The organism is Enterococcus sp. LJL128, assembly GCF_056924295.1.
Map to the genome: position 1 here is coordinate 54,066 of NZ_JBXPBP010000010.1, position 23,080 is coordinate 77,145.

Below are 23,080 nucleotides of genomic sequence, written 5' to 3' on the forward strand. Positions count from 1 at the left end.
GATAAGTATCTAGCCGATGATGTTTTTATAGAAAATATTTTGTCGACATAAGTTTGGCTAGAATGGTGAGTAGTGTTAAAGACCCCGCCTTAATTCAGCCGGCATTGCATTTGCAATTCTCACTATGTATCAAAATATGAATCGATGTTGGAGAACTATTTCAGGACTGGAGCGTAGCTGGCTTGGCTAAGGTTCCAGTCCTGTTTTCTGTCTCACCATTTATTTGGACTTCCATCATACTAAAAGTCTGGGAATTTACTTGTGTCCCAGATTCCTGATCTGTGTCTTTCAAGGGACCGCAGAGCAGCAATGCAATAGGCTAGATGTTTAATGTGGTCATGTAATAGCTTGGCTTTTAAAGTTTCGATTGTTTTATTCTGAAGAAGACCAATATATTTTTATAGAGACTCTCTTTCAATATTTAAGTAAAGGATAGTGATTTGAGCTTTTCGAAGGGCATCCAGCCAATGTGACCGTTTTTGTCCTGAATCAGCGCCCAAGCGTAGACAACTTCTAATAATTCAACAATACTATTTTCTGCCATTGCTAATTCTGTCGGATTGTAATCTCGGATTAATGTGTCTTTATCAATATAGTCCTGAGGAAAATAAGTTTGATAGCCTTCGATAGTTCCCCCTAACCAATTCTTATAATGACTACATGGTACAATATCAGTCACCTTTGTTCCAGCAGTAAATGTTGGGAAAATTCCTTCTCCCAAATGACGTTCTGTGACAACCAATTTCATATGTGTTCCTCCCAGCTTTTTTTATCTATTAACCATTATAAGAACATATGTTCTTTTTGTAAAGGAAAAAATGAATGTTGGCAGATTAAAGAGATTGAGTCAGAAGTGGTCAGCTTCAAGCACCAAGTAGGTACTTTTCATCATCTGCTCTGCTCAAAGAACAATCACAGTGATTCTAAGCACCAAGTAGGTACTTTTCATCATCTGTTCTGCCCAAAGAGCAATCACAGTGATTCTAAGCACCAAGTAGGTACTTTTCATCATCTACTCTGCTCAAAGAGCAATTACAGTGATTCTAAGCACCAAGTAGGTACTTTTCATCATCTGTTCTGCTCAAAGAGCAATCACAGTGATTCTAAGCAATAAGGCGAAAATTCCGAAAATGACAGGAAACACGAAGGTAAACCATTCGATGTTGACTGTTTCCTACTTGGTGTTCCACAAACTTTTTGCGAATTTTCACCTTATTGTCAAAGGAGTTACTTCTGAAACACCGTTTATCCGGGTTTAAGGGACTGAGGCATACTAAGGTCACAGCCCGCTGAAATTCTCTATTATATCCTTGTGCTGCAACAAACGACCTAAAAAATGCAACAAGCGGAAAAATACTCGTGTTTATCCGAAAAGTTTTTTATTATAGATTGTGTAGGAGGGGAATAAATGAAAACAGAGTTTCAAACACAGGAAGAGGTAGCTGTTGGCAAAGTACTGATTATGACGAATCCGGAGCATCAAAAAGACTGGCCCAAGCTGGAACAGGCAATTAATGGGATCAATCAAACAGTTACAGCTATTAATGCAGTGAATAATCGGAAGATTCAAATCCCTGTTCAGTCGATTATCAGTATTGAATCAGAAGATCGAATGTGTAATCTCAAGTTAGAAAATGGCAATATGTATCTTTACGGAAAGAGGCTAAAATATGCGGAAGTTGAATTTCGTTCGAATCGATTCATGCGAATCAATAATCAAACATTGATTAATCTAAACCATGTGGCGCAGTTCACTTCTTCGGTGAATGCCCGGATTCAGCTCTTAATGAAGGACGGCACAACATATATTATCAGCAGACATTACATCAAAGAATTTAGGAGGGCGTTATCATGTTAAAGGATTTAAGACAGTCATTTTTTCAAGTTTTTACTACTTCATTTTTATGGATAGTATGTTTATTATCGATTTTTTTCAATGGGGAAAAAATCCAGGTGATGTATTTATGGAATCTAGTTGGAGTCGCGGCCAGTATAGCATTTCTATGCGGAGTGGTATATAAAGGATTATGGCAGTATTTAACTTTTAAACCGCTGGCTAATGTAGTAATATCTTCGATATTAAATAGTGGATTTGGTTTGGCAGCTGTCTATCTGTTTTCAGAGGAAATGTTTGCCTACATTGCCTCATGGATTCCTGGAATGTTGGTGTTATCATTGGCTTTGCACTTTGTAGCGTTCTATATCTATGCAAAATATGAAGCGAAGAAAAACTGCGCAGAGCTTAATCATCTGCTTAAAAAGTAAGAAAAACCCTCTGCTGAAAAGACAGCAGAGGGTTTTTGAGAATCCCAAAGGGATTATAGTTTTTGGTTGTAGTATTCAACGACAAGAGCTTCGTCGATTTCAGGATATAGTTCATCACGTTCTGGTAAACGAGTGAAGCTTCCTTCTAATTTTTCAGTGTCAAAGCTAACAAATGCTGGACGACCAACAATTGCTTCAACTGCTTCTTTAACAGTCACAATATTTTGAGATTTTTCACGGATAGAAATCACTTGACCAACTTCAACATGGTATGAAGGGATATCCACACGCTTGCCATCGACCATAACGTGACCATGGTTTACTAATTGACGTGCTTGACGACGAGTAGTTGCAAGACCTAAACGGTAAACAACATTATCTAAACGTTGTTCCAACAGAATCATGAAGTTAACCCCGTGTTTACCTTCTTTGATTTTGCTTGCTTTAACGAACAAGTTAACGAATTGACGTTCGTTCATACCGTACATATGACGTAATTTTTGTTTTTCAGTTAATTGCAAACCGTATTCAGACTGTTTGCCACGGCTGTTTGGTCCGTGTTGTCCTGGTTTGTAAGGGCGGCGTGCTAGTTCTTTACCAGTTCCTGATAATGAGATACCTAGACGACGAGAGATTTTCCATGATGGTCCTGTATAACGAGACATTCAAAATTCCTCCAATAAAATAAGTTTTTGGAGTAAAATAATCTTCTGAAAAATTCATATTCGTTCAGTTCATTCTTCAACCTTCACCTTTGCAGCCGCGGTTACGCAGTTGAACCTGAAAAGCTGGATAAGATATCATTATCTTAAAAGCTAAACACTGAGGCAATGGACTGTTGACGAGCCTATTATTTTTCTGCTGCATTATTTTACACAAAGAACATTATATCGCTAAAAAGCTTGTTAAGTCAAGGTTTTTTCAATTAAATAGCAAGAAAAATGAGAGGAAGCAGAATATAAGAAGAAATTACTGGGAAATAAGCAGAAAATACTGGACAAATTCTCTTCAGGTCATTAGAATGGTAAAGGATATTTTTTGAAAATACATATTGAAAATCAACTGAAAAGGAGCAGCAAATAATGAAACCTGTATCTCCACTATTTGAACAGATTGACAAGTCCATCAATAAAAAAATTAGTTTGTTTCAAAACAGCACTGTCCGTTATATTGTCAGAGCAATGCTTGCGTGTATGTTCTTAACCTTAGGAACAGCTGTAGCATTTGTAATCGCTATGAAAGGTGAAGACATTGCACACGGACTAGGAAAAATGCTTTATGCGTTTATGTTCAGCTGGTCTTTAGTAATGATTCTGTATATGAATGCTGAGCTGGGAACATCAAATATGTTGTATATGACTGTTGGCGTATACCGTAAAAAAATACGCTTGCCGCTTGCTGCAAAAATTCTGTTTACATGTATTCTCTTCAATTTAGTCGGCGGTGTTCTGTTCGGATTTCTGATTGGTCAGACAGCTCCTTTTCAAAATTTGGCTTCAGATAACTATATGTTTACAGCAATTGCCGGTAAACTGACAAAAAGCACCACACAGATTTTGGTAGAAGGAATGTTTGCTAATATCGTTGTAAATACAGCGGTTCTGGTGAGTATGCGGATGAAAGATGATGCAGGGAAAATTGCTGCTATCATTTTCATTATCTTTATCTTTGCTTTCTTAGGCTTTGAACACGTTATCGCAAACTTCCCGGCATTTACACTGGCATATGTTGCTTCTCATGGTACGATTGCAGCAATGACTTTAGGCAATGTTGTGCATAATTTAGTGTTTGCACTGATCGGCAACTTTATTGGCGGCGGTTTGGTGATGGGACTTGGCTATGCATGGTTGAATAATGCTGACACCAACTACTTAGATTAATAAAATATTCTTTGTCTAAAGACTAAAAATGCTGTTGAATAAGCGTTTTTAGTCTTTTTTATTGGCTCAAGCAGTCAGAAGCTGCGCTGCTTATTTTAGCTGGAATAGCGTATGATTTCAAAGAGAACTATTGAAATGAATCGTCGGAGTGATACTATAGTTTATATGAATGGTTTCACATGAAGAGCAATAAAAAAGTATCTTAAAAGCTGTTGTTGTTTTAAAAAGGAGGAGAAAGCTTATGTTGCGCATGTTTTCGCTAGAAAATAGTGTTCCTGTTTTTGTTTATGCATTCCTGTATAATTTGTGTCTTTTTTTGCCGCTTGCCGGGTTAGTAAGCTCTCAAAGCTTACAAGTAAAAGTGCTGATATTCGTTCTCTTTTTGGTGTGTGCACTAGTAGTAATTCATAAGATACCTAAAAAAACAGCTGAACGAAAACACCTGTCAGTTCTCTACAAAGGCTGTTATTCTCTAAAGGTTTTCGTAGTAAGTTGTTCCATGATGGTGCTGACAGTCCTTCCCATTCTGCTAAATTATTCTTTTTCTTGGCAGCTATTGGTTTTGTCGACTATCTGGATTGTATTTTTAGAGGCGCTTCTTTTTTGGAATGGTATGCTTCGTGTCTATCTGTCTTCTGTGCAACTGGGGTTGAAGCTGAGAATCATGGCTGCCGTCTGCGGCTGGGTTCCAGTTGTTAATATTTATATGCTGTTAAGGGTTATTCGAGTTGTGGAGGATGAATTAGCTTTTGAATTTGAGAAAGATTTAGCTGCTGATGTAGAGGCGGCGTCCACTCAATGCCAAACCAAATATCCGCTGCTGCTGGTGCACGGCATTTTTTTCCGGGATATAAAGTATTTAAATTATTGGGGGAGAATTCCAAGATTTCTAAAGCAAAGAGGAGCGGTTATTCACTATGGAAATCAAGAGTCTGCTCAAAGCGCAGAATACTGTGGAAAACAGCTGGCACAGCAAATCGAAAATATTCTGAAAGAAACCGGGTGTGAAAAAGTAAATATCATCGCACACTCTAAGGGCGGGCTCGACAGCCGATATGCAATTTCCAATTATGGTATGGATAAATATGTCGCTTCTCTTACTACGATTAATACACCGCATCATGGCTGTATTTTTGCAGATTATTTGTTGAAGAAAGCACCTCAAAAAATGCTGAATCGGGTTGAGAAGATTTATAATGGCGCTTTGGGAAGATTAGGAGATCAAAATCCTGACTTTTTAGTAGCAGTCACTGATTTAAGTGATGAGACCTGCAAAACACTTAATGCCAAGATGCCTGATAAGGACGACGTGTATTATCAAGGCGTAGCATCATATGTAAATAAAGCAGCTGGAGGAAAATTCCCATTAAATATTTTTTATCCGGTGGTCAGGCATTTTGATGGGAAAAATGATGGGCTGGTATCTGTTGAATCAGCCAGCTATTTTGAAAATACTAAACTGGTTGGCCCAATTGGAAAACGGGGCATTTCACATGCAGATATGATTGACTTGAATAGAGAAAATATTGATGGGTTTGATGTACGTGTATTTTACCAGGATATTATTGTGGACTTAAAGAACAGAGGGTTTTAGGAAATAATTCTATCAAAAATATTTTTAGTGCGTTCTTTTAGTGTAAAGTGAAGGTACTTTGAAGTGTTGTATTCTGTGCGTTTTTTGAGCTTAAACGATTAGAAAAAGTTGAAAAAGACCAATGAATGTGTTAAAAATACCAGTGTGGGTTCTATTTTTCGATTAGAAGAAAATGGACTGAAATAGAGGGGACTGGCAGGCTACTCAGCAGGAGAAGAAAGTGAGCGGTTGAAAATTTCATGAAGAGAAAACTTTTTGCATTCGATATCGATGGAACGTTGTTAGGAACAGATAAGCAAGCATTGGACAGCACTAGAGAGGCGCTGGCAGCGTTGAGAAAACAAGGACATCTAGTCACAATTGCCACAGGACGAAGCCGCTATATGGCGCAGAAGGTCATCTTTGATTTAGCGTTTGATAATTACATACTTTGTAATGGCGCAGCAGCCTTTTTAGATCACGAGCAGTATTATCAGAATTTGTTAGATGAAGACGAGCTGCTTCGTTTTGCCGCTGAGCTTGAGAAGAATGAATTGGGGCTGGCGTATGTCGGGCTGGACGAAGTGAAAAAGAAAAATAAACATCGTGCGAGCCAAGTGGTTGAAGCGATGCGTTCAATCGATTTTCATGATTTGGACTACGATGAGCAGTTCCAGCAATCGGCAGACATCTATCAAGCATTGGCGTTTTATGATGAGTCGCTGGAAGGTACATTTGAGCAGCAATTCCCGAAATTCCGTTTTGTCCGCTGGCATCCAGAGAGTGTGGATATTCTTCCCGAAAACGGTTCTAAGGCAGCTACAATTTTAAATTTGGCTGACCGGGTGGGAATCAAACAGGAAGATATTATTGCCTTTGGCGATGGAGATAATGACAGAGAGATGTTGAGGGAAGTCGGCGTTGGTGTAGCGATGGGTAACGCTCAGCCTCATGTTCAAAGAGAAGCGAAGCTTGTAACAGACACCAACGATCAGGACGGTATCTGGAAAGCGTTGAAGGAATTAAACTTTATCTGATAAAATTATTAAAAGAAATCAGCCGCTGTTTTATTATTGAAGAGGTCGAGACTTATTTTGTCCGGCTTCTTTTTTATTTTTTCAAAATAAGGGAATTGGTAATAGTGAATATCGTTCGCCAGAAATAGGAAGCTCCTAATTTTTTTGATAAAAATATAAAAAAGTGAGGAATTCTCAGTTTTTGATTGTATTAATAGTGAACGATAAAAAAAGAGGTGATGAAATGGAAGAAGAAGTGTATATTGGGTTGTTAAATCGTGATGAAGCGGTATATCAAAGGCTTATTCAGCAATATTCAAAGCTGCTGTGGGCAGTCGCTTCCACAGTAATAACGAGTAAAAACGGCTCAGCTGTAATGGATATTGAAGAAGTGGTCAGCGATACATTTGTCCGCTTGTGGCAGCATCCGGAAAAATATCAGCCGGAGAAGGGATCGCTGAAAAGCTATCTGGCTGTGATTGCCCGTAGCTTGGCATTGAATAAAGTGAAGAAGAATCAAAAAAAGATGATTCAACTGGAAGAAGCAGAAGAACCGGCCAGCGAACTGAGGATGAGCAGGGAAGAAGAATGGCAGGCATTGTATGATGCCATTCGCACACTGGATGAGCCTACTAGAGAAATCATGATTCGTCGTTACTTTTATGAAGAGAAGCCGCAAACGATTCGTGATGTGATGCGGCTTCCAGCGAAGGAAGTAGACAATTGCTTATACAGAGGGAAGAAAAGGCTGAAGCGGTTGCTGGAAGAAGAAAATTTTTTGAAAGAGGTGGCTGAGTATGGAAACTAAAAAGAAGCATGATGTACCGTTGGAGTATTTGACTGAGGAACAGCTGGATGATTTTTTAGAATATACCCAACCGTTTTCAGAAGAAAATCTACAGGCAATTAGTCGAAGGTTTGAAGAGAAAACAGGAAATACATCTATAAAAAAGCTTTCAAATACAAAAAAATGGCAAAAGGGTTTGATTTTTGCGGCTGCAGCACTGGTTTTATTACTAGTTGGCTTTACTCAATTGGGTACGCTAAAAAGAACATACTACCAATTGTTTGGCAGCGATGCAGACAAACTGCTGTTGAATACAGATAAACTGGATGCTTCGGTAGAGGATCAGGGGCTGCGTCTGACTGCGGTGTCGGCATTTAAGGATGGCGGTACAACCTATTTTCTTTCAGAACTGACTGACTTGACCGGTGACCGTTTAGATGGGGAAACAATGATTGATCGCTGGCAGATGAACGGTGGTGGGAATAGTCGGGTTATTAATTATGATGAAAAAACAAAAACAGCAACCATTCTAACAACAGCAATTGCCACGTTTGACGGTTCAGCTTCAACTCCGGGCTTTTTGCTGGAATCAATTTTGTCCGGGCGCTGGGAGAAGCAAACAATGAGCCCAGTCAAACTATCAGATCATATTAATCAGCAAGCTGCTTGGATCGATATTTCTAAGCAGGATGGTCAAGGAGGCGGTTCTGACCCTGTACTGATGGAAAAATACAATTTGACGTGGGATGAGTTGAACAAAGTAGGGCTGAAACCGCTGGAAATGAATGTAGTGCTGGATGAAGAGCAAGAGGTTGTTTTGACGAACGCGGCATACAAAGACGATTTTCTGCATGTTCAGATTAAATATCCAAACCATATAAAAAGAGAATACGCCTTTATTGTATTAATTAATCGGAAAACAGGTGAAGAAAAGCATTCTATGGCCAGCTTTCAAGTAGATGAAGGCACGCATAATAATCAAACAGGTCGAACAGATTATGAAGAGCTGATATTTGATATCTCTGCCGAACAGCTTTCAGAATATGATGTGCGGATTGATGGGATGGGTCACGAGATTCAGCAGTCAGGGGAATGGGCGATTAAGCTGGCTGAGCCGCAGGCGCTTCCGACTACTGATTTGCAGGATGCAGATGTGGTTGTAGATGGTAAGAAAATAAAGCTGAAAAATATCAAACTATCACCGCTTAGCCTTAGCTTTGAATGTACTGTGGATATGTCGGAGAGCTATGATTCAGACTGGCAGATTAACATTCAAATGAAGGATGGAACAACACTGGACTATCTTAAGGATGGTATGATGACATCCGGTAGTGAAGGAAAAAAAACCAGCATTCAGGTTTCTGGCAGCTATTTGGAGTTGGAAAATATAGAAAAAGTCAGCATCAATGGGACGGAGCTTTCGAAAAAATAGAAATAAAAAAACAGAGCAATGTTAGGGAAAAAGCCTAACACAGCTCTGTTTTTTTCATTTATTCAATGTATTAAACAATCCGAAGATGGTTGCTTCTTCTAAAGGAAGTTCTTGATTGTCAAGCAGTACCTGGGTCACTTTATAGTAATCTTCTAAATCGGGTACTTCTCGCTGTTGAGCAGCTACGAAATCAGCGGCTTTCTCATAGATTTTTACATTTTCACTTGTATCATTGCTTGTCAGCAAATAATGGATTTCCAACATGATTCTCATTCCTTTCGTGATAACACACGATTAGTATACTCCTTTTTAAGAAAAACGTTGGAAATTTTGTCTTTTAGTGCTGAAGCTGAAAGCTACTCAATCACCAAAACGCCGTCTTTAAGACTGTAAGGGTTGTCTGCGTTGATATGATCGTAGAACATAATACCGTTCAAGTGATCGATTTCATGCTGAACAACGATTGCTTCGTAGTTTTTTAAGCGTTTTTTCTGTTTTTCTCCAGCTGCATCATAGTATGTAAGAGTGATGCGGCTATGTCGAACCACGTAGCCGGGCACTTCCCGGTCTACCGACAGGCAGCCTTCGCCATCTGACAGGCATGCATCCTGAACAGAATGACTGATAATTTTCGGATTGTACATAACAGCACTTAAAACGGGTTCCGGATTTTCTAAATCACCGCTGGGAACGTGAACAGCAATTATTCTTTTAGAGATATCCAATTGAGGGGCAGCCAGACCAACGCCTCCCCGCAGCTGAAGCTCTTCTGCTTTTTCCGGATCCTGACTGTTTTTTAAAAAGGTCATCATTTCTTCCCCAAGCTCAATATCCTTTTGAGCTAAAGGGAAAGTCACTTCTTCTGCCACCTTTCTCAGTGTTGGATGTCCTTCTCGAATAATATCTTTCATGGTAATCACTAGGATAATTCCTCCTTCTATAAATGGAAACGAGGCTGCTACAGAAGCAATGGGCTTAGCGGGCTACTGTTTTACTGGATTTCCGCTGCCCTTTTAAAAGAGTGCTTCTGAAGCACCGTCTATTTGGTTTTAAGGAATTCGGGCACAAATCTGCCGTTGTTCCATTATGGATTATTTTGCGTAATTAAGTGTATCACAAAAATTAGAAAAATGGGGAGTTTTCTATATAAAAACAGGGAGTATGCTAAGCTTTATCTTGCTTTTTAATACGCTATCCTGTAAAGTATATTCTGTGTGGAAACACACCGCCTATTACTTGGTTTGACGAATCACCAACGCTTTACTCAGTAATAGGGTGACAATTATAGAAAGAGGTGGAACACATGGCAATGTCTAAAGAACAGAAAAACCAAATCATTAGCGAATACGCTCGTCATGAAGGAGATACTGGTTCACCAGAAGTACAAATCGCTGTATTGACTGCTGATATCAATCACCTGAATGAACATGCACGCGTACACAAAAAAGATCACCATTCTTATCGTGGACTAATGAAAAAAATCGGTCACCGTCGTAACTTGTTAGCTTACTTACGTAAAACTGACATCCAACGCTACCGTGAACTGATTCAACGCTTAGGATTACGTCGTTAATCAAACATGCGAAAGTGAGATTCACCAGAATCTCACTTTTTTGCTATTGGATGGCAGGACCAAGTAGTTTTTGCACTAAGCAAAAGCGTATCCGGCAAGACAAAATGGAAACAAGGCTTTGTTACTGAAGCTGAAAAAATAAAACAGCACTTTGAAAAGTTAGTCAAAACTCTACTAACCAAATGAAAGGATTCAATCCATTTGGATTTTTTCATTTGTTTAGTAGCGTCTCGCTTTTCAAAGGGCAAGAAGGAGACTTATATGTCAGAGAAACAAGTATTTAAGATGACTTGGGGCGGACGTCCGCTGCAGGTTGAAATCGGTCAATTGGCAAAACAGGCAAATGGAGCAGTCTTGGTTCGTTATGGCGATACTGTAGTATTAAGTGCAGCAGTTGCTTCAAAAGATGCCAGAGATTTTGACTTTTTTCCGCTTACTGTCAATTATGAAGAGAAAATGTACGCTGTAGGAAAAATTCCTGGCGGTTTTATCAAACGTGAAGGACGTCCCAGTGAGCGTGCAACATTAACAGCTCGTTTGATTGACCGTCCAATTCGTCCCATGTTTGCGGATGGCTTCCGAAATGAAGTGCAGATTACCAATACTGTGATGAGTGTGGAACAAGACTGCACACCTGAGATGGCTGCAATGTTTGGTTCCTCTCTTGCGCTGGCAATTTCAGATATTCCGTTTGACGGTCCGATTGCTGGGGTTGATGTTGGCCGTGTAAATGGCGAGTATGTATTGAATCCAACAGTTGAACAAGCTGAAAATACTGATATCGAATTAACTGTAGCTGGAACTAAAAAAGCGATCAACATGGTGGAAAGCGGTGCGAAAGAGGTATCTGAAGAGGATATGCTTGGTGCTTTGCTGTTTGGTTTTGAATCAATCAAAGAACTGGTTGCTTTCCAAGAAGAAATCGTTGCTGCAGTTGGTAAACCCAAAATGGATATCCAGCTTCTACAAGTAGATGCTGAGCTGAAAAAAGAAATATTCGATGGTTATTATCAAACAATGAAAACCGCTGTAATGACAGAAGAAAAACTTGCACGTGAAGATAATATCGATGCAGTTAAAGATCAGGTTAAAGAAGTTTACGCAGAAAAATACGCGGATTCTGAAGAAAGCGACCGTATTACAAAAGAAGTGAAGCAAATTGCTGAAGATTTGGAGAAGGACGTTGTTCGTGAATTAATTACGATTGACAAAATTCGTCCAGACGGACGTAAATTGGATGAGATTCGTCCGTTGGCATCTGAAGTTGGGATTTTACCAAGAGTGCACGGTTCTGGTTTGTTCACCAGAGGGCAGACACAGGCTTTATCTGTCTGTACATTAGCACCACTTGGAGAACATCAAATTATTGATGGTCTAGGTATCGAAGACAGCAAACGATTTATTCATCATTATAATTTCCCGCAGTTTTCTGTTGGATCAACAGGACGCGCAGGTTCGCCGGGACGCCGTGAAATTGGGCATGGAGCTTTAGGTGAACGAGCAATGGCTCAGGTAATTCCTAACGAAACAGACTTCCCTTACACAATTCGTGTTGTGTCAGAAGTATTAGAATCAAATGGTTCTTCTTCACAAGCTAGTATTTGTGCAGGTATTCTTGCTCTTATGGATGCTGGTGTGCCAATCAAAGCTCCTGTAGCAGGGATCGCAATGGGTCTAGTAAGTGACGGTGAAAACTACACTATTTTGACTGATATTCAAGGGCTGGAAGATCACCTTGGTGATATGGACTTTAAAGTTGCTGGAACAAAAGACGGTATTACCGCTTTACAGATGGATATTAAAATTCAGGGTATTACTGAACAAATTCTAACAGAAGCTTTAACTCAGGCGAAAAAAGCCCGTATGGAAATTTTGGCGGAGCTGACTTCTACACTGAGTGCGCCTCGTGAAGAATTAAGCCAGTATGCACCGAAGATTGAAATGATTCAAATCAAACCTGCCAAGATCAAGGATGTAATTGGTAAAGGCGGCGAAACAATCAATGGCATTATCGACGAGACTGGTGTTAAGATTGATATCGATCAAGAAGGTAATGTGAGTATTGCTTCAGCAGATGCAGAAATGATTCAAAAAGCAATCAAGATTATTGAAGAACTGACAAAAGAAGTAGAAGTAGGGCAAGTTTATCTTGGAAAAGTTGTCCGTATTGAAAAATTTGGTGCATTTGTAAACCTGATTAAAGGAAAAGATGCTCTGGTTCATATTTCTCAGCTTGCCAACGAACGGGTAAACCAAGTGGAAGATGTTGTGAAGCTAGGTGATGAGGTTCTGGTCAAAGTAACGGAAATCGATAAGCAAGGACGTGTAAATGCGTCAAGGAAAGCAATGCTAAGCGACGAAAATAAAGAGAAATAAGCAGATCGAGTCTGGGATAGCAGCAGGGTTCCAGACTCAGATTTTTATACAAGAACTCATTTGTAGAAAAACGTTGTGAGCTGGAGAAAGAATTAGTCGGCTCCTTCGTTTTTTTACAAAAATAAAATTGATAAAAAAAGTTAAAGAGCAACTGCTGCTCTTTTGTTTAAATCTAAATAGTGGTAAAATTAAGGCTATCAGTTTGAAGACTATCTGAGGTGTCATTGTGAAAAAATTTAATCCAAATAAAAATATTATTATTACATTGATATTAGTCATTATTGTTGTTGCCATTATCAGTGTGACTGCAGCTCAGCGTAATTCCAATGGGAAAACAAATGCTGTTCAGTCTGCCGTAAATGACGGTGTCGGCGTTATCGATAAAATGTTTTCCGCACCTGCTAAAGCAGTTGCTGGAAGTCTATCTTCACTAACAAACCTTTTCAATACATATGATGAAAACCAGAAGCTAAAAGAAAAAATTGACAGTTACAACGAGCTGGCTATCCAAAATCAAAACTACCAGAAAGAAATAGACGCTCTTAAAGCCGAATTAGGTCTGAATGAAACATTGACGAACTATAAGAAGGTAACTGCCAATGTTATTACTCGCTCGCCGGACAGCTGGCAGGATTTGATGGTTGTTGATAAGGGGAGTAATGATGGAATCGAAGTTAATATGGCTGTTATGTCTCAAAAAGGGTTAGTCGGTCGGGTGATCGAAGTGAATGGTTTCTCTTCCAAAGTAGAGCTGTTGACATCGAAAAATCAAAACTCTAACCATTTTCCTGCGCGTGTAAGCAGCGAAGGCGGCGATTCTTATGGGTTACTAAAAGAATACGACGAAAAAGAACAGGCGATGGTTGCTACACAATTGACTGGCGAGGCTGAAATCAAGGTCGGTGATATTGTGCAGACATCTGGTTTAGGTGGAAACTCTCCAGCAAATCTTCCGATAGGAACAGTAGAAAAAATCGAGCCGGATCATTACGGACTGGATCGTGAAATATACGTTAAACCATTTGCGGATATGTATGATATAAATGTTGTAACTATTATTCAAAGATCGGCAGGGGGAAATGAATGATTCCAAAAGAGAAAATAAAATATTTTGCTCCAGTTATTTTGTTTTTCTTGCTGCTGCTGGACGGACAGCTGTCTGTGGGGGCTGAAAATCTTTTAGATAACGTTTATTTTCCAAGTACTCATTTATTACTACTTGCTTATTTAACAATGATTCCCAATCTCTCAAAGAGTTATGTAATTATCAGTGCGTTAATCCTAGGGTTGATTTGTGATAGTTATTATTTGGGCATATTAGGAATTTATACTGTAGCTCTTGTAGCAACAGTTATGCTAATGTATACTTTTCAGGGGATTTTAGAGACCAATATTCCTACGGCGTTTTTTGGAATGGTTATATTTGTTACTAGCTATGAGCTGATTGCAGTTGCTCTACAGGTGATTTTTCATTTATCTAAGGTAGGGCCGGTTTTGTTCATCACAAGAGTGCTGGGACCAACACTCCTGTTTAATATGTTGATATTTGTGTTATTATTTTACCCAATGAAGAGGCTGTTTTCTACAACGTAGCCTCTTTTTTTGTTATTTATAATTGGTGGACATACATAATAAGCGTTATTTTATAATTGGTCTTGAAATGGTTTTGTAACATTATCTTTATGTATATGACACAAATCTATGTTACAATTTCAATGTTATAAAAAGTGAAAGTTAAGATTTGTGTAAATAATTATGAAATTATAGATTTGCAAAACCGGAGGAATAAATTAGTGAAGAAGAAGTTTTTATCAACATTAATGGTTTGTTCATTGGCACTGACTGCTGTCAGCCTGCCAGTAGCTGTGGAAGCAACAGACTACGATTCTCAAATCAAAGAGCAAGATCAAAAAATTAATGACTTAAAGACGAAGGAACAAGAGGCAGAAGCGGCATTGTCAGCAATAGAAGATGAAATGTTGGAAATTGCTGCTAAAGTGGATGAGCTGACTGAGACTAAAAGTACACTGACTGATGAAATTAAAGCGTTGTACAATGAAATTTCTGACTTGAATGTCCGCATTCAAAAGAGAGACGTCCAAATGCAAAAGCAGGCTAGAGATGTACAGGTTAGTGGGAATGGAACTAGCTATCTAGAGGTTCTTTTGAATTCAGAGTCTATTTCAGATGCATTGACGCGCGTGCAAGGGTTAACAACCTTGGTTAATGCGAATAATGATCTTTTAGAACAGCAAACAATTGACAAAGAAACTGTTGAAGATAAAACAGTTGTTGTTGAAGGTCAGATTGCGGCCCTGGAAAAAGCAACAAATGATTTAAACGCTAAACAGGCTTCTTTAGATACATTGAAGATTCAACAGGAGATTGCTAAGAACGAACTGGAAGCACAGCGTGCAACAGAAGAAAGCAAAAAATCCGAATTTATTGCGCAAAAGGAAGCAGCAGAGAAAAAACTAGCTGCTGAAAAAGAAGCGCAGCGGAAAAAACAGGAAGAAGCGGAACGGCTTGCTCAGGAAATATTAGCAAGTACACCGACGACAAACGTTGTCGAAGAAGATGGAACGACAACAGAAATCGATACACCTCCTGTTCAGGAAAATAATTCGAATAATAATGCTGGAAACAGCAATAATGACACATCAATTCCAGGAAGTGCAGGAGAAGTATCTAAAGCGAAGCAGGCAGCAATCAGTGCAGCGCTTAATGATGTCGGTAATAGTTATCCGACAGGCTGGGGTGCGCAAGGGGAATGTCTAGTTTCTGTACGTCGCTGGTTAAATGCCGGAGGGATTAATTTTGCTGTCGGCGATCCTCACAGCGGATATGTTGCTTCTGGTGCAACACAAGTATCATGGGGCCAGGTTCAGCCGGGAGATGTTGTTCAATATGAAAATATCTTTACTCCGTCAGGCTGGATAGGCGGCGTTCACACGGTCTTAGTTGTTGGTGTGGAAAACGGAGTTGTCCAAATTGTTGAAGCGAATAATCCTGGTGGGTCTGGATTTGTTTCCACAACAAAAGGCTGGGCACCAGCACCGCCGTCAAGCTTTAGAGCAGTGGTTTGGCGTTTTCCAGGGTAAATAATGTATTTTACAATAAAAATACTGTAGAATGATTACATGTCTGCAGTATTTTTTCTTTTGGATTTGAAATACTTTTGTAATGTCTCTATTATCTCTATGACATAGGGATATGTTAAACTGATGGAGTCATTAATTTAAAAAGAATTTATCTACTGTTAATTTATAAGTTTAAATAATTTGTCGGAGGAATGAATAGTGAAAAAACGTGTAATCCCAATGCTAATGCTAAGTTCATTAGTACTGTCAACCGTCGGAGCCGTACCAGTATTGGCAGACGATGTAGACACGCAAATCCAACAACAAGATGAAAAAATCGATGGAATAAAAAACCAACAGGCAACTGTACAAACACAGATTGCTTCATTACAAAATGAAATTGCAGGGATTGTAATGCAGTCTGATGCATTGCAAACTCAGCAGACAGAATTAAGAGATCAATCAACAGCTTTAGAAGATGAAATTGCAGTGTTGACAACACGTATTGAAAAACGCGAGCGTGCGATTCAAGATCAAGCTCGTGACGTTCAAGTAAACGGAAATGCAACAAGTTATATGGATGCAATTCTTTCTGCTGACTCATTTTCTGATGCGATTACTCGTGTTCAGGCGATGACAACAATTGTTCAGGCGAATACTGATTTAGTACAGCAGCAAAAAGCTGATCAAGAAGCTGTTGAAGCGAAAAAAGCTGAAAATGATCAAAAACTGCAACAGATTATTGATAATCAAGTCGAGTTAGAAGCTCAAAAAGGCGAAATTATCAAATCTCAATTAGACTTGGAAGTTCTACAAAGTGGGCTGGCAGCTGAAAGAGCTACTGCTGAAGACCAAAAAGCTTCATTTGCACAGCAAAAAGCAGAAGCAGAAGCGCAGCGTGCATTAATTGCTCAACAAGAACAGGCTTCCAAAGATGCAGCGGCACAAGCAGCAGTAGAAGCTGCAGTTACGTCGCCTGTGTCATCAGAAGAACAGACTAATCAAAGTAGTGAAACACCAAATTCTGATGTTCAAGAAACACCGGGAAGTTCGGAAGAGCCTAATCAAGGAAATACGACGCCAACACCGACACCAGAACCAACACCGACTCCTACGCCGGAACCAACACCGACGCCAGAGCCGACACCAACACCTGTTCCAGATCCAACGCCTGCACCTCCAGCAACTGGGGGGTCAGCAGTTGCTATTGCATTGGCTCAAGAAAGTAAGCCATATGTTTGGGGAGCTAAAGGTCCAGATTCATTCGACTGTTCTGGTTTAGTATACTATGCATTTATGACTGCTCAGGGTCGTAATGTTGGTGGATATACAGTAGCACAAGAAAGCGCAGGTACACGTATATCTGTTGGAGAGGCACAAGCAGGAGATTTGTATTTCTGGGGTTCTCCAGGAGCATCTTATCACGTAGCTATTGCATTAGGTAATGGAAGCTTTGTTCATGCTGCGAATCCTTCGCAGGGTGTTCGAGTTGATTCTGTTGCTGGATGGGCACCAAGCTTTGCAGTACGTATGTAATTTATGTAAATAATCAAAAGAACTGGAATAGAAATTCCAGTTCTTTTTTTATACTGTAAAAGATATTAAATCACTATAAAAATCACAAGCATATTTATCTTTAAATATATTTTTCTGTTAAGCGTAAAAACTCTTTGATGTCATCAGTAACTAAATTAACACCAGCTTGCCAGAAATCTGGTTTTGTTAAATCAACTGCTAAATGTTTTTCAGCTAACTCTTCAGCTGTCATAGCAGCTGTATCTCTAAGTAAAGCAATATAGCTGTCTTCGAAACCTAGGCTTTGGTTTTTAGCAAAGGCGTAGATTCCCATACTGAAAAGATAGCCAAAAGTATATGGAAAATTATAAAAAGGTACATCATCAATGAAAAAGTGCAGCTTGCTGGCCCAAAAATGTGGGTGATAGGTGCCAAGAGCATCCTGATAGCTCTCGTTTTGTGCATTAGTCATTAATTCAGTAATACGTTCGGCTGTCAGTAAAGCTTGTTGTCTCTCTTTGTAGAAATTCGTTTCGAAAATGAAGCGGGCGTGAATATTCATAAACATGGCATTGGCATTTTGTAGTTTTGCATCCAATAAATTAATCCGTTCCACTTCAGTCTCAGCAGCGTTTAAGGAGGCATCGGCAACAATTAATTCAGCGAAAGTACTGGCTGTTTCAGCAACGTTCATTGCATAATCACGGTTGAGAGCGGGTAAGTCCCAAAGAACACTGCTGTGAAATGCATGTCCTAATTCATGGGCTAAAGTAGCCACTTCGTTAACAGAACCGCCAAAGGTCATAAATATTCGTGATTCTTTGGTCTCTGGCAATTCAGTGCAATAACCTCCCGGTCTTTTTCCTGGGCGGTCTTCTGCTTCAATCCAGCTATTTTCAAAAGCCGAACGGGCGAACTGAGCCATTTTTGGACTAAAATGATTGAAGTTAGTCAGGATAAATGCAGCCGCCTCATCAAATGTATAGACTCTTTCTTTTAAATCTCCCAAGATAACTGGTGCATCTTGATCCTGCCAGTCCATCTTTTCTTTTCCGAACAATTGAGCTTTTCTGGTGAGATAATCGACAACTATTTGTTTATTATCAGTGACAACCTGCCACATAGTATCTAGTGTTTCTTTCTTCATTCGATTATAGCGCAAAGGTTCTTCTAAGAAATCATTCATGCCGTGAAGTGCATAAGTGTTTAGCCGAAAGCCGTCTAAGTGATTCAAGGTGTCAGCCAGCACAGAAGCATTTGCTGCCCAGGCCTTCTCCCAAGCATCGAATAGTTTTGCTCGAATGTTAGAATCAGGATCACTAGTCATTCGATTAAATGCCTGACCAGCAGACAGTTCAGTTATGGAGCCGTCATTTTCTACTAGTGGAATGGTGATTGTAGAAACAATTGTGTCGTAATGAGTGCTCCAAGCATTTAGCCCATCCAATGAGAGTGTGTTGATAATATTTTCTTCATTTTCAGATAGCAGAGAACTGCCTTCTCTTCTAAACTCATTTAAGCGAAAAGCCAACTGATTCAGTGATTCCTGAGCAAGAAGCTCCTGCCAGTTGTTCTCATTGATTTCAGAAAATTTCTTCTTCAACAGTGTTTCCCCAAGCTGGATAGCAGGAAGTAAACTATTAAGAGAGCCTAGCAGAACTTTGGCTGTACTATCGTCTGTTTGAGATGACAGGAGAGCTTCAATAAAGCTGCTGCACTGCATAAATCCATCAGTGATCTTTTCCATGAGCTGGATAATAGAAGCAAGCTCTTGAGCGGCTTTCGGACTAGAAAAGTCCCATTCCTGAACAGCTTTTTGATAAATAGCTGAATCTTTTTTTATTTTTTCCATTCGTTCAATCAGTTGGCTGGAAGAGTTGCCTCCTGGGAAGATACTCTCTAAATCCCAAACTAGTGAATACGTCATAAATTAACCTGCTTTCTTTTTTCAGATACTCATTATTATAGCTTAAAACCTTTATTTTTTCAGTTGATGGATTAAGGGAATAGCTAGACGAGTAAACAACGACTATTAAGATTAATAAAAAATGTTAAAAAATATTGTCTGTTATCTTAAAAAAGGCTACTATAAGGAGATGAGGTGATGAAATGAAAGGTTTATTGAAAAATAGTAATCTATATTTAGTTGTAGCATTTATAATTATGGCTATTTTATTTTATAGCTCTTCTCAAACCTATGCGGAGCAATCACAGCTTGATTTTTTAGAACGATGGCTGGCAAGTCAGCCTTTCAAAGAACAATTAAGCGGGATTTCGTTTGCTTATGCAGGGGAAGAGGTTAGTATTCAAGCGAGAGGCTATTTCAGCTTTATTGAATTTTTTGTCCGTAAGGGGGCTCATTTGGGCACCTATTTTCTTTTGGGCGGCAGTTGGTTTTTAGGATTAAAACCGAGAATCAATCAGCTGGGGTTGACTGGAGTTGTCGCTTGGTTGGCGGCTACAGGATATGCTGGATTAGATGAAATCCATCAGATGATTACAGGGGGGCGTTCACCGCTGTTTCAAGATGTTGCATTGGATTCAGTAGGTGCCTTGCTGGCAATTCTGTTGAGCTGGATAATTCTTGCATTTAAGGGCGCCAAAAAGAAGGTATAGTAAATGAATAAAGATAACGGAAATCCTCGAGGAGAGTGACTGCCGTTATCCTGTTTAGATGTGGCCAACGAATGTAGTTAAAAAAGTTTGTATAAAAATGTTGAAGTGAATCAATGAATGATAAATTATTGGCTGGATTACAAATAGAATATCAGAATGCAAATCCAATGCTTTGGTAAAACAGCACAGAGAAACACACAAGGTCACTCTATTTCTATTTATTTAGGGGTGAGAGACTTATCTAATTTCTTTCCATAGTACGGCTCTTGTAAAACGGCCATTCAACCTTAGGATTATAGTGTGGAGATTGCCGCTGTTCCTTCTAAACAGGCTTGATTACTTTCGAGAAATGAGGTAGGTGCTGTCCTCTCCCTGGGTTATATCTTCGTTTCAGGTTGCTCCTCAACTGCTTTGGACATTTCTCCATCATTTGTCTCTGTAATCACCGGCTGCAGCTGTGTAAGTTTTTTTTGCCGCTGTAAGAACAGGAGAAATACAGCTCCAGCACTCAAAATTCCTAATAGAACAAATAGCCAGGACGGTCTATTCGAAGAAGGTGTTATGGGGACTAGTGCCTGATTCACTTTTTTAGCTTCCTTTTCACTGATTGTAAACGGCTTTTTAAAATTCCAGCGATTGCCCTTCGCATCAGAAATAGTTAAATAAAATAGATACTCGCCTGCTTCTAGCGGCTTCTTTTCCCAATCCACCACAAAGGTGTAAGTGGAATTCGGTGCAATCGACATCTCCTTATCATAGACTTTTTCTCTGACCGTTTTGTTCTGATGATTTTTAATCAGCAACTCATATTTTAAGTGACCAATCCCTTCCATGACCGGATTCTGAATGTCAGCTACAACTCCTGTTGAGCCAAATGCTTTTTCTGCCCGTACATCCTTCAACTCAAGTCGGCGCTCGATAGGCGTGTCGGTTTCTGTTAACCTCAAGCCTATAATATAGCCGTAGCGGTTCACGATTTTCCCTTCCGTTTCCTTTGTCTTTTTCAGTACCTGGATACCGCCAAGGATTTCACCGTCAAAGGCTGCAGCTGGCATATTCAGCTGAATGGGAAAGTTGATACTTGTTTGTGGGGGAACAGTGATTTCCGAGTCGTGTACAGCAATATCCTTCAGCGGATATTGCTGAGAATCATCTATTGCCACATCCTTCTGTTCATAATCAATAAAGCCATTTTTATTAGTATATGCTTGATTTACGTTGATTTCATAAGTTTGTTCCTGATTAGAGGTATTGGAAATACGAAGAAGAATTTCCTGTTTTTGTCCTGGCTGCATTCTTAAATCATAATAAGAAACCTCTTTATTTAGCTGATTTTCCGGTAAGTCTGCTTGTACGCTGAATCCAATTTCTTCCCCAAACACGAGCTGGTCATCCAAACAAAGCAACAGTATAGACACGAATCCTATAGTCAATAATCTGAATGATAGACTAATTGCTTTTTTCACGCTGTAATCCCCTTTCTTGATAGCTCATAGGAATCAATCCCAATTAGTTGAGATGAATCGTATCCACCAAGGTATAGGTGATTGAGCCGGTTAAGACATCGCCAATCCCAAATTTGTAATCCCCTATTGCTGTTGTTTCAAGCGCTACACTAGCAACTTCCAGCTTATATTCCCCCTGGTTATTAAAATTTGTTGCTGTTTTCTCCATAATCAGATTCCCATTACCGGTTCCTGAGCTTAATATGATTGGATTTCCTGTTGTAGGTGTAATCGTTAAGCTAGTTACCTCCGCACTCTCTATGGATGCCACAGATAATGGTGAAACGGTTGCTGTCAATTTCCAGCTCTTAGACTTCCCTGTGTAGTCCTCTACCAGATAGTTCTTTTCATTGGCACTAACTATTCCCGTCAAGGTGTAGATACTTTCTCCTGGGGAAAAGGTGCCTGAAAAGGAGTAAGAAGCTGGTACATTCTGAATCCCCTGGTTCGTTCCTTCTAACACGGTGACGTGGGTCTCTGTCCTGCCGTTTGTAGCAAAAGCCGGCACCGAGGTCACAAAGAGTCCCGTCATACATATACTAATCAATTTCCACTTGATACTTCTCATCCTAATCTCCTCCATAACCATTAATTGCTTTTTGGTAAATCTCTTAAAGTAATTATCTGCTGTGCGGTATAACTTCCTGCCCTTATTCCTTTTGGCAACTGCAGAGAAATATCGTCTTTATTTACTGTATAAATGTACGTAATCGGCCCACTTTCATTCGTTTTTATATGGTTAAGTAGACACTGCTCTGTCTGGTTCGTCACCTCCATATCAATGGGATAAGCTTGATACTCATCAGAAGTGACCGTTCTATCTGCACTTGTCAATTGTCCTTGACCAATATGTGTACGTGCCTGTTCAAGCGATAATCGGCTGTTCTTTTCTTGGTAAGCATCCAAACGATAATAGAGAGCCCAAGCTGAATTTCCTCCTGTTCGACTATCCTTGATGGTAATTGACAAATCTGTTTTTGATGTAAGCGTTCGCTCTTCACTTGTCCACTTCTGGTGACTGAAGGTTGGGCTTTGAACATCAACCAGACTCAACTGGCTTTTCGTCAGATAAATCTCCACAGCTGTGCTCTTTTCTGCAAATGCAGTTATTGGTGCCAGTATAACTACACAAACAAGACTGAAAATAAAAAATACTACTTTACACATGTTTGTTCCCCCCTCCTTGTCGTCTCACTATAAAATATAGGCTGAAGATAACCAGCAATCCCCCCACAAAAGATCCTAAATAACTAATAGACTCGTTAGCTTTCAAGAAGCTGCCTGACGACTTTTTTGCGTTGTTATTGCTGGACGAAGGATTAGAAGGTTGTGTCCCTTTGGAACTGCTCTGGGAAGAACTCTCTCCAGTAGAAGTAGTTTCTGTGAATCCTTCTATCAATTCAATCTGTATTTGTTCTTCATGGACATCGTGTGCTGTTCCCAAAGCAAATGACACAGGCCA

The 23,080-nt window shown here is 39.6% G+C and carries 22 protein-coding genes; 14 read left to right on the forward strand and 8 right to left on the reverse strand.

Annotation, left to right across the window (positions count from 1 at the left end; all coding sequences use genetic code 11):
* Positions 1-421: 421 nt before the first annotated feature.
* Positions 422-748 carry an SH3 domain-containing protein gene (locus AC1Z3K_RS12440; RefSeq protein ID WP_426084309.1) on the reverse strand — a complete coding sequence of 109 codons (327 nt, stop codon included), beginning with the start codon at positions 746-748 and terminating at the stop codon, positions 422-424.
* Between the two features lie 660 nt (positions 749-1,408).
* On the opposite strand from AC1Z3K_RS12440, the gene AC1Z3K_RS12445 reads away from it, so the two are divergent.
* Positions 1,409-1,858, forward strand: coding sequence for a LytTR family DNA-binding domain-containing protein (locus AC1Z3K_RS12445; protein WP_426084308.1), 450 nt, complete (start codon positions 1,409-1,411; stop codon positions 1,856-1,858).
* Positions 1,852-2,265 (forward strand): hypothetical protein, encoded by a 414-nt coding sequence (locus AC1Z3K_RS12450; protein WP_461732879.1) that lies wholly within the window; start codon positions 1,852-1,854, stop codon positions 2,263-2,265. The genes AC1Z3K_RS12445 and AC1Z3K_RS12450 overlap by 7 nt, the downstream gene beginning before the upstream one ends.
* 53 nt (positions 2,266-2,318) lie before the next feature.
* Here AC1Z3K_RS12450 and rpsD read toward each other — a convergent pair whose 3' ends face one another.
* Positions 2,319-2,930, reverse strand: a complete 612-nt coding sequence (rpsD, locus tag AC1Z3K_RS12455; RefSeq protein WP_426084306.1) for a 30S ribosomal protein S4 — start codon at positions 2,928-2,930, stop codon at positions 2,319-2,321.
* Positions 2,931-3,347: 417 nt separating this feature from the next.
* Here rpsD and AC1Z3K_RS12460 point away from each other — a divergent pair, with 417 nt between their 5' ends.
* From AC1Z3K_RS12460 to AC1Z3K_RS12480, 5 genes are all read left to right on the forward strand, one after another.
* Positions 3,348-4,145 carry a formate/nitrite transporter family protein gene (locus tag AC1Z3K_RS12460; RefSeq protein ID WP_426084305.1) on the forward strand — a complete coding sequence of 266 codons (798 nt, stop codon included), beginning with the start codon at positions 3,348-3,350 and terminating at the stop codon, positions 4,143-4,145.
* 241 nt (positions 4,146-4,386) lie between these two features.
* Positions 4,387-5,739 (forward strand): esterase/lipase family protein, encoded by a 1,353-nt coding sequence (locus tag AC1Z3K_RS12465; protein WP_461732880.1) that lies wholly within the window; start codon positions 4,387-4,389, stop codon positions 5,737-5,739.
* Positions 5,740-5,978: 239 nt separating this feature from the next.
* Positions 5,979-6,755, forward strand: a complete 777-nt coding sequence (locus AC1Z3K_RS12470) for a Cof-type HAD-IIB family hydrolase (RefSeq protein WP_461732881.1) — start codon at positions 5,979-5,981, stop codon at positions 6,753-6,755.
* A 223-nt stretch (positions 6,756-6,978) separates the two neighbouring features.
* Complete coding sequence (locus AC1Z3K_RS12475; RefSeq protein ID WP_426084302.1) at positions 6,979-7,542, forward strand: RNA polymerase sigma factor; 564 nt, start codon at positions 6,979-6,981, stop codon at positions 7,540-7,542.
* On the forward strand, positions 7,532-8,953 hold the full coding sequence (locus AC1Z3K_RS12480) for a hypothetical protein (protein WP_461732882.1): 1,422 nt from the start codon (positions 7,532-7,534) through the stop codon (positions 8,951-8,953). Before AC1Z3K_RS12475 ends, AC1Z3K_RS12480 begins: the two co-directional genes overlap by 11 nt.
* A 54-nt stretch (positions 8,954-9,007) precedes the next feature.
* Here AC1Z3K_RS12480 and AC1Z3K_RS12485 read toward each other — a convergent pair whose 3' ends face one another.
* Together AC1Z3K_RS12485 and def are read right to left on the reverse strand one after the other, a co-directional pair.
* On the reverse strand, positions 9,008-9,217 hold the full coding sequence (locus tag AC1Z3K_RS12485; protein ID WP_426084300.1) for a hypothetical protein: 210 nt from the start codon (positions 9,215-9,217) through the stop codon (positions 9,008-9,010).
* 92 nt (positions 9,218-9,309) lie between these two features.
* On the reverse strand, positions 9,310-9,873 hold the full coding sequence (def, locus tag AC1Z3K_RS12490; protein ID WP_461732883.1) for a peptide deformylase: 564 nt from the start codon (positions 9,871-9,873) through the stop codon (positions 9,310-9,312).
* A gap of 383 nt (positions 9,874-10,256) precedes the next feature.
* Between def and rpsO the strand changes: the two genes are divergently transcribed.
* The 6 genes from rpsO (at position 10,257) to AC1Z3K_RS12520 (ending at position 17,518) form a co-directional block, all read left to right on the forward strand.
* Positions 10,257-10,526 (forward strand): 30S ribosomal protein S15, encoded by a 270-nt coding sequence (gene rpsO / locus AC1Z3K_RS12495; RefSeq protein WP_086349479.1) that lies wholly within the window; start codon positions 10,257-10,259, stop codon positions 10,524-10,526.
* 261 nt (positions 10,527-10,787) lie between these two features.
* Complete coding sequence (gene pnp / locus AC1Z3K_RS12500; protein ID WP_461732884.1) at positions 10,788-12,902, forward strand: polyribonucleotide nucleotidyltransferase; 2,115 nt, start codon at positions 10,788-10,790, stop codon at positions 12,900-12,902.
* 226 nt (positions 12,903-13,128) lie between these two features.
* Positions 13,129-13,989, forward strand: a complete 861-nt coding sequence (gene mreC, locus AC1Z3K_RS12505; RefSeq protein ID WP_426084297.1) for a rod shape-determining protein MreC — start codon at positions 13,129-13,131, stop codon at positions 13,987-13,989.
* The gene (gene mreD / locus AC1Z3K_RS12510) at positions 13,986-14,495 is read left to right on the forward strand and encodes a rod shape-determining protein MreD (protein WP_461732885.1); all 510 of its coding nucleotides are present in this window, start codon (positions 13,986-13,988) and stop codon (positions 14,493-14,495) included. Before mreC ends, mreD begins: the two co-directional genes overlap by 4 nt.
* Positions 14,496-14,722: 227 nt before the next feature.
* Complete coding sequence (locus AC1Z3K_RS12515; RefSeq protein WP_461732909.1) at positions 14,723-16,003, forward strand: coiled-coil domain-containing protein; 1,281 nt, start codon at positions 14,723-14,725, stop codon at positions 16,001-16,003.
* Positions 16,004-16,201: 198 nt separating this feature from the next.
* Positions 16,202-17,518: a C40 family peptidase gene (locus tag AC1Z3K_RS12520; protein ID WP_461732886.1), complete on the forward strand. Its 1,317-nt coding sequence runs from the start codon at positions 16,202-16,204 to the stop codon at positions 17,516-17,518.
* A gap of 100 nt (positions 17,519-17,618) precedes the next feature.
* Here the strand turns inward: AC1Z3K_RS12520 and AC1Z3K_RS12525 are convergent, their stop codons facing one another.
* Entirely contained in the window at positions 17,619-19,424 is a 1,806-nt protein-coding gene (locus tag AC1Z3K_RS12525) for a M3 family oligoendopeptidase (protein WP_426084294.1), read from the reverse strand.
* Positions 19,425-19,606: 182 nt separating this feature from the next.
* Here AC1Z3K_RS12525 and AC1Z3K_RS12530 point away from each other — a divergent pair, with 182 nt between their 5' ends.
* Positions 19,607-20,113 carry a VanZ family protein gene (locus tag AC1Z3K_RS12530; RefSeq protein WP_426084293.1) on the forward strand — a complete coding sequence of 169 codons (507 nt, stop codon included), beginning with the start codon at positions 19,607-19,609 and terminating at the stop codon, positions 20,111-20,113.
* 377 nt (positions 20,114-20,490) lie between these two features.
* Here the strand turns inward: AC1Z3K_RS12530 and AC1Z3K_RS12535 are convergent, their stop codons facing one another.
* From AC1Z3K_RS12535 to AC1Z3K_RS12545, 3 genes are read right to left on the reverse strand one after another with little or no spacing between them, the layout of a single operon-like run.
* Positions 20,491-21,579, reverse strand: a complete 1,089-nt coding sequence (locus AC1Z3K_RS12535) for a WxLIP family cell surface protein (protein ID WP_426084292.1) — start codon at positions 21,577-21,579, stop codon at positions 20,491-20,493.
* Positions 21,580-21,622: 43 nt separating this feature from the next.
* Positions 21,623-22,186 (reverse strand): hypothetical protein, encoded by a 564-nt coding sequence (locus AC1Z3K_RS12540; protein ID WP_426084291.1) that lies wholly within the window; start codon positions 22,184-22,186, stop codon positions 21,623-21,625.
* 20 nt (positions 22,187-22,206) lie between these two features.
* Positions 22,207-22,785, reverse strand: a complete 579-nt coding sequence (locus AC1Z3K_RS12545) for a WxL domain-containing protein (protein ID WP_426084290.1) — start codon at positions 22,783-22,785, stop codon at positions 22,207-22,209.
* Positions 22,786-23,080 lie beyond the last annotated feature (295 nt).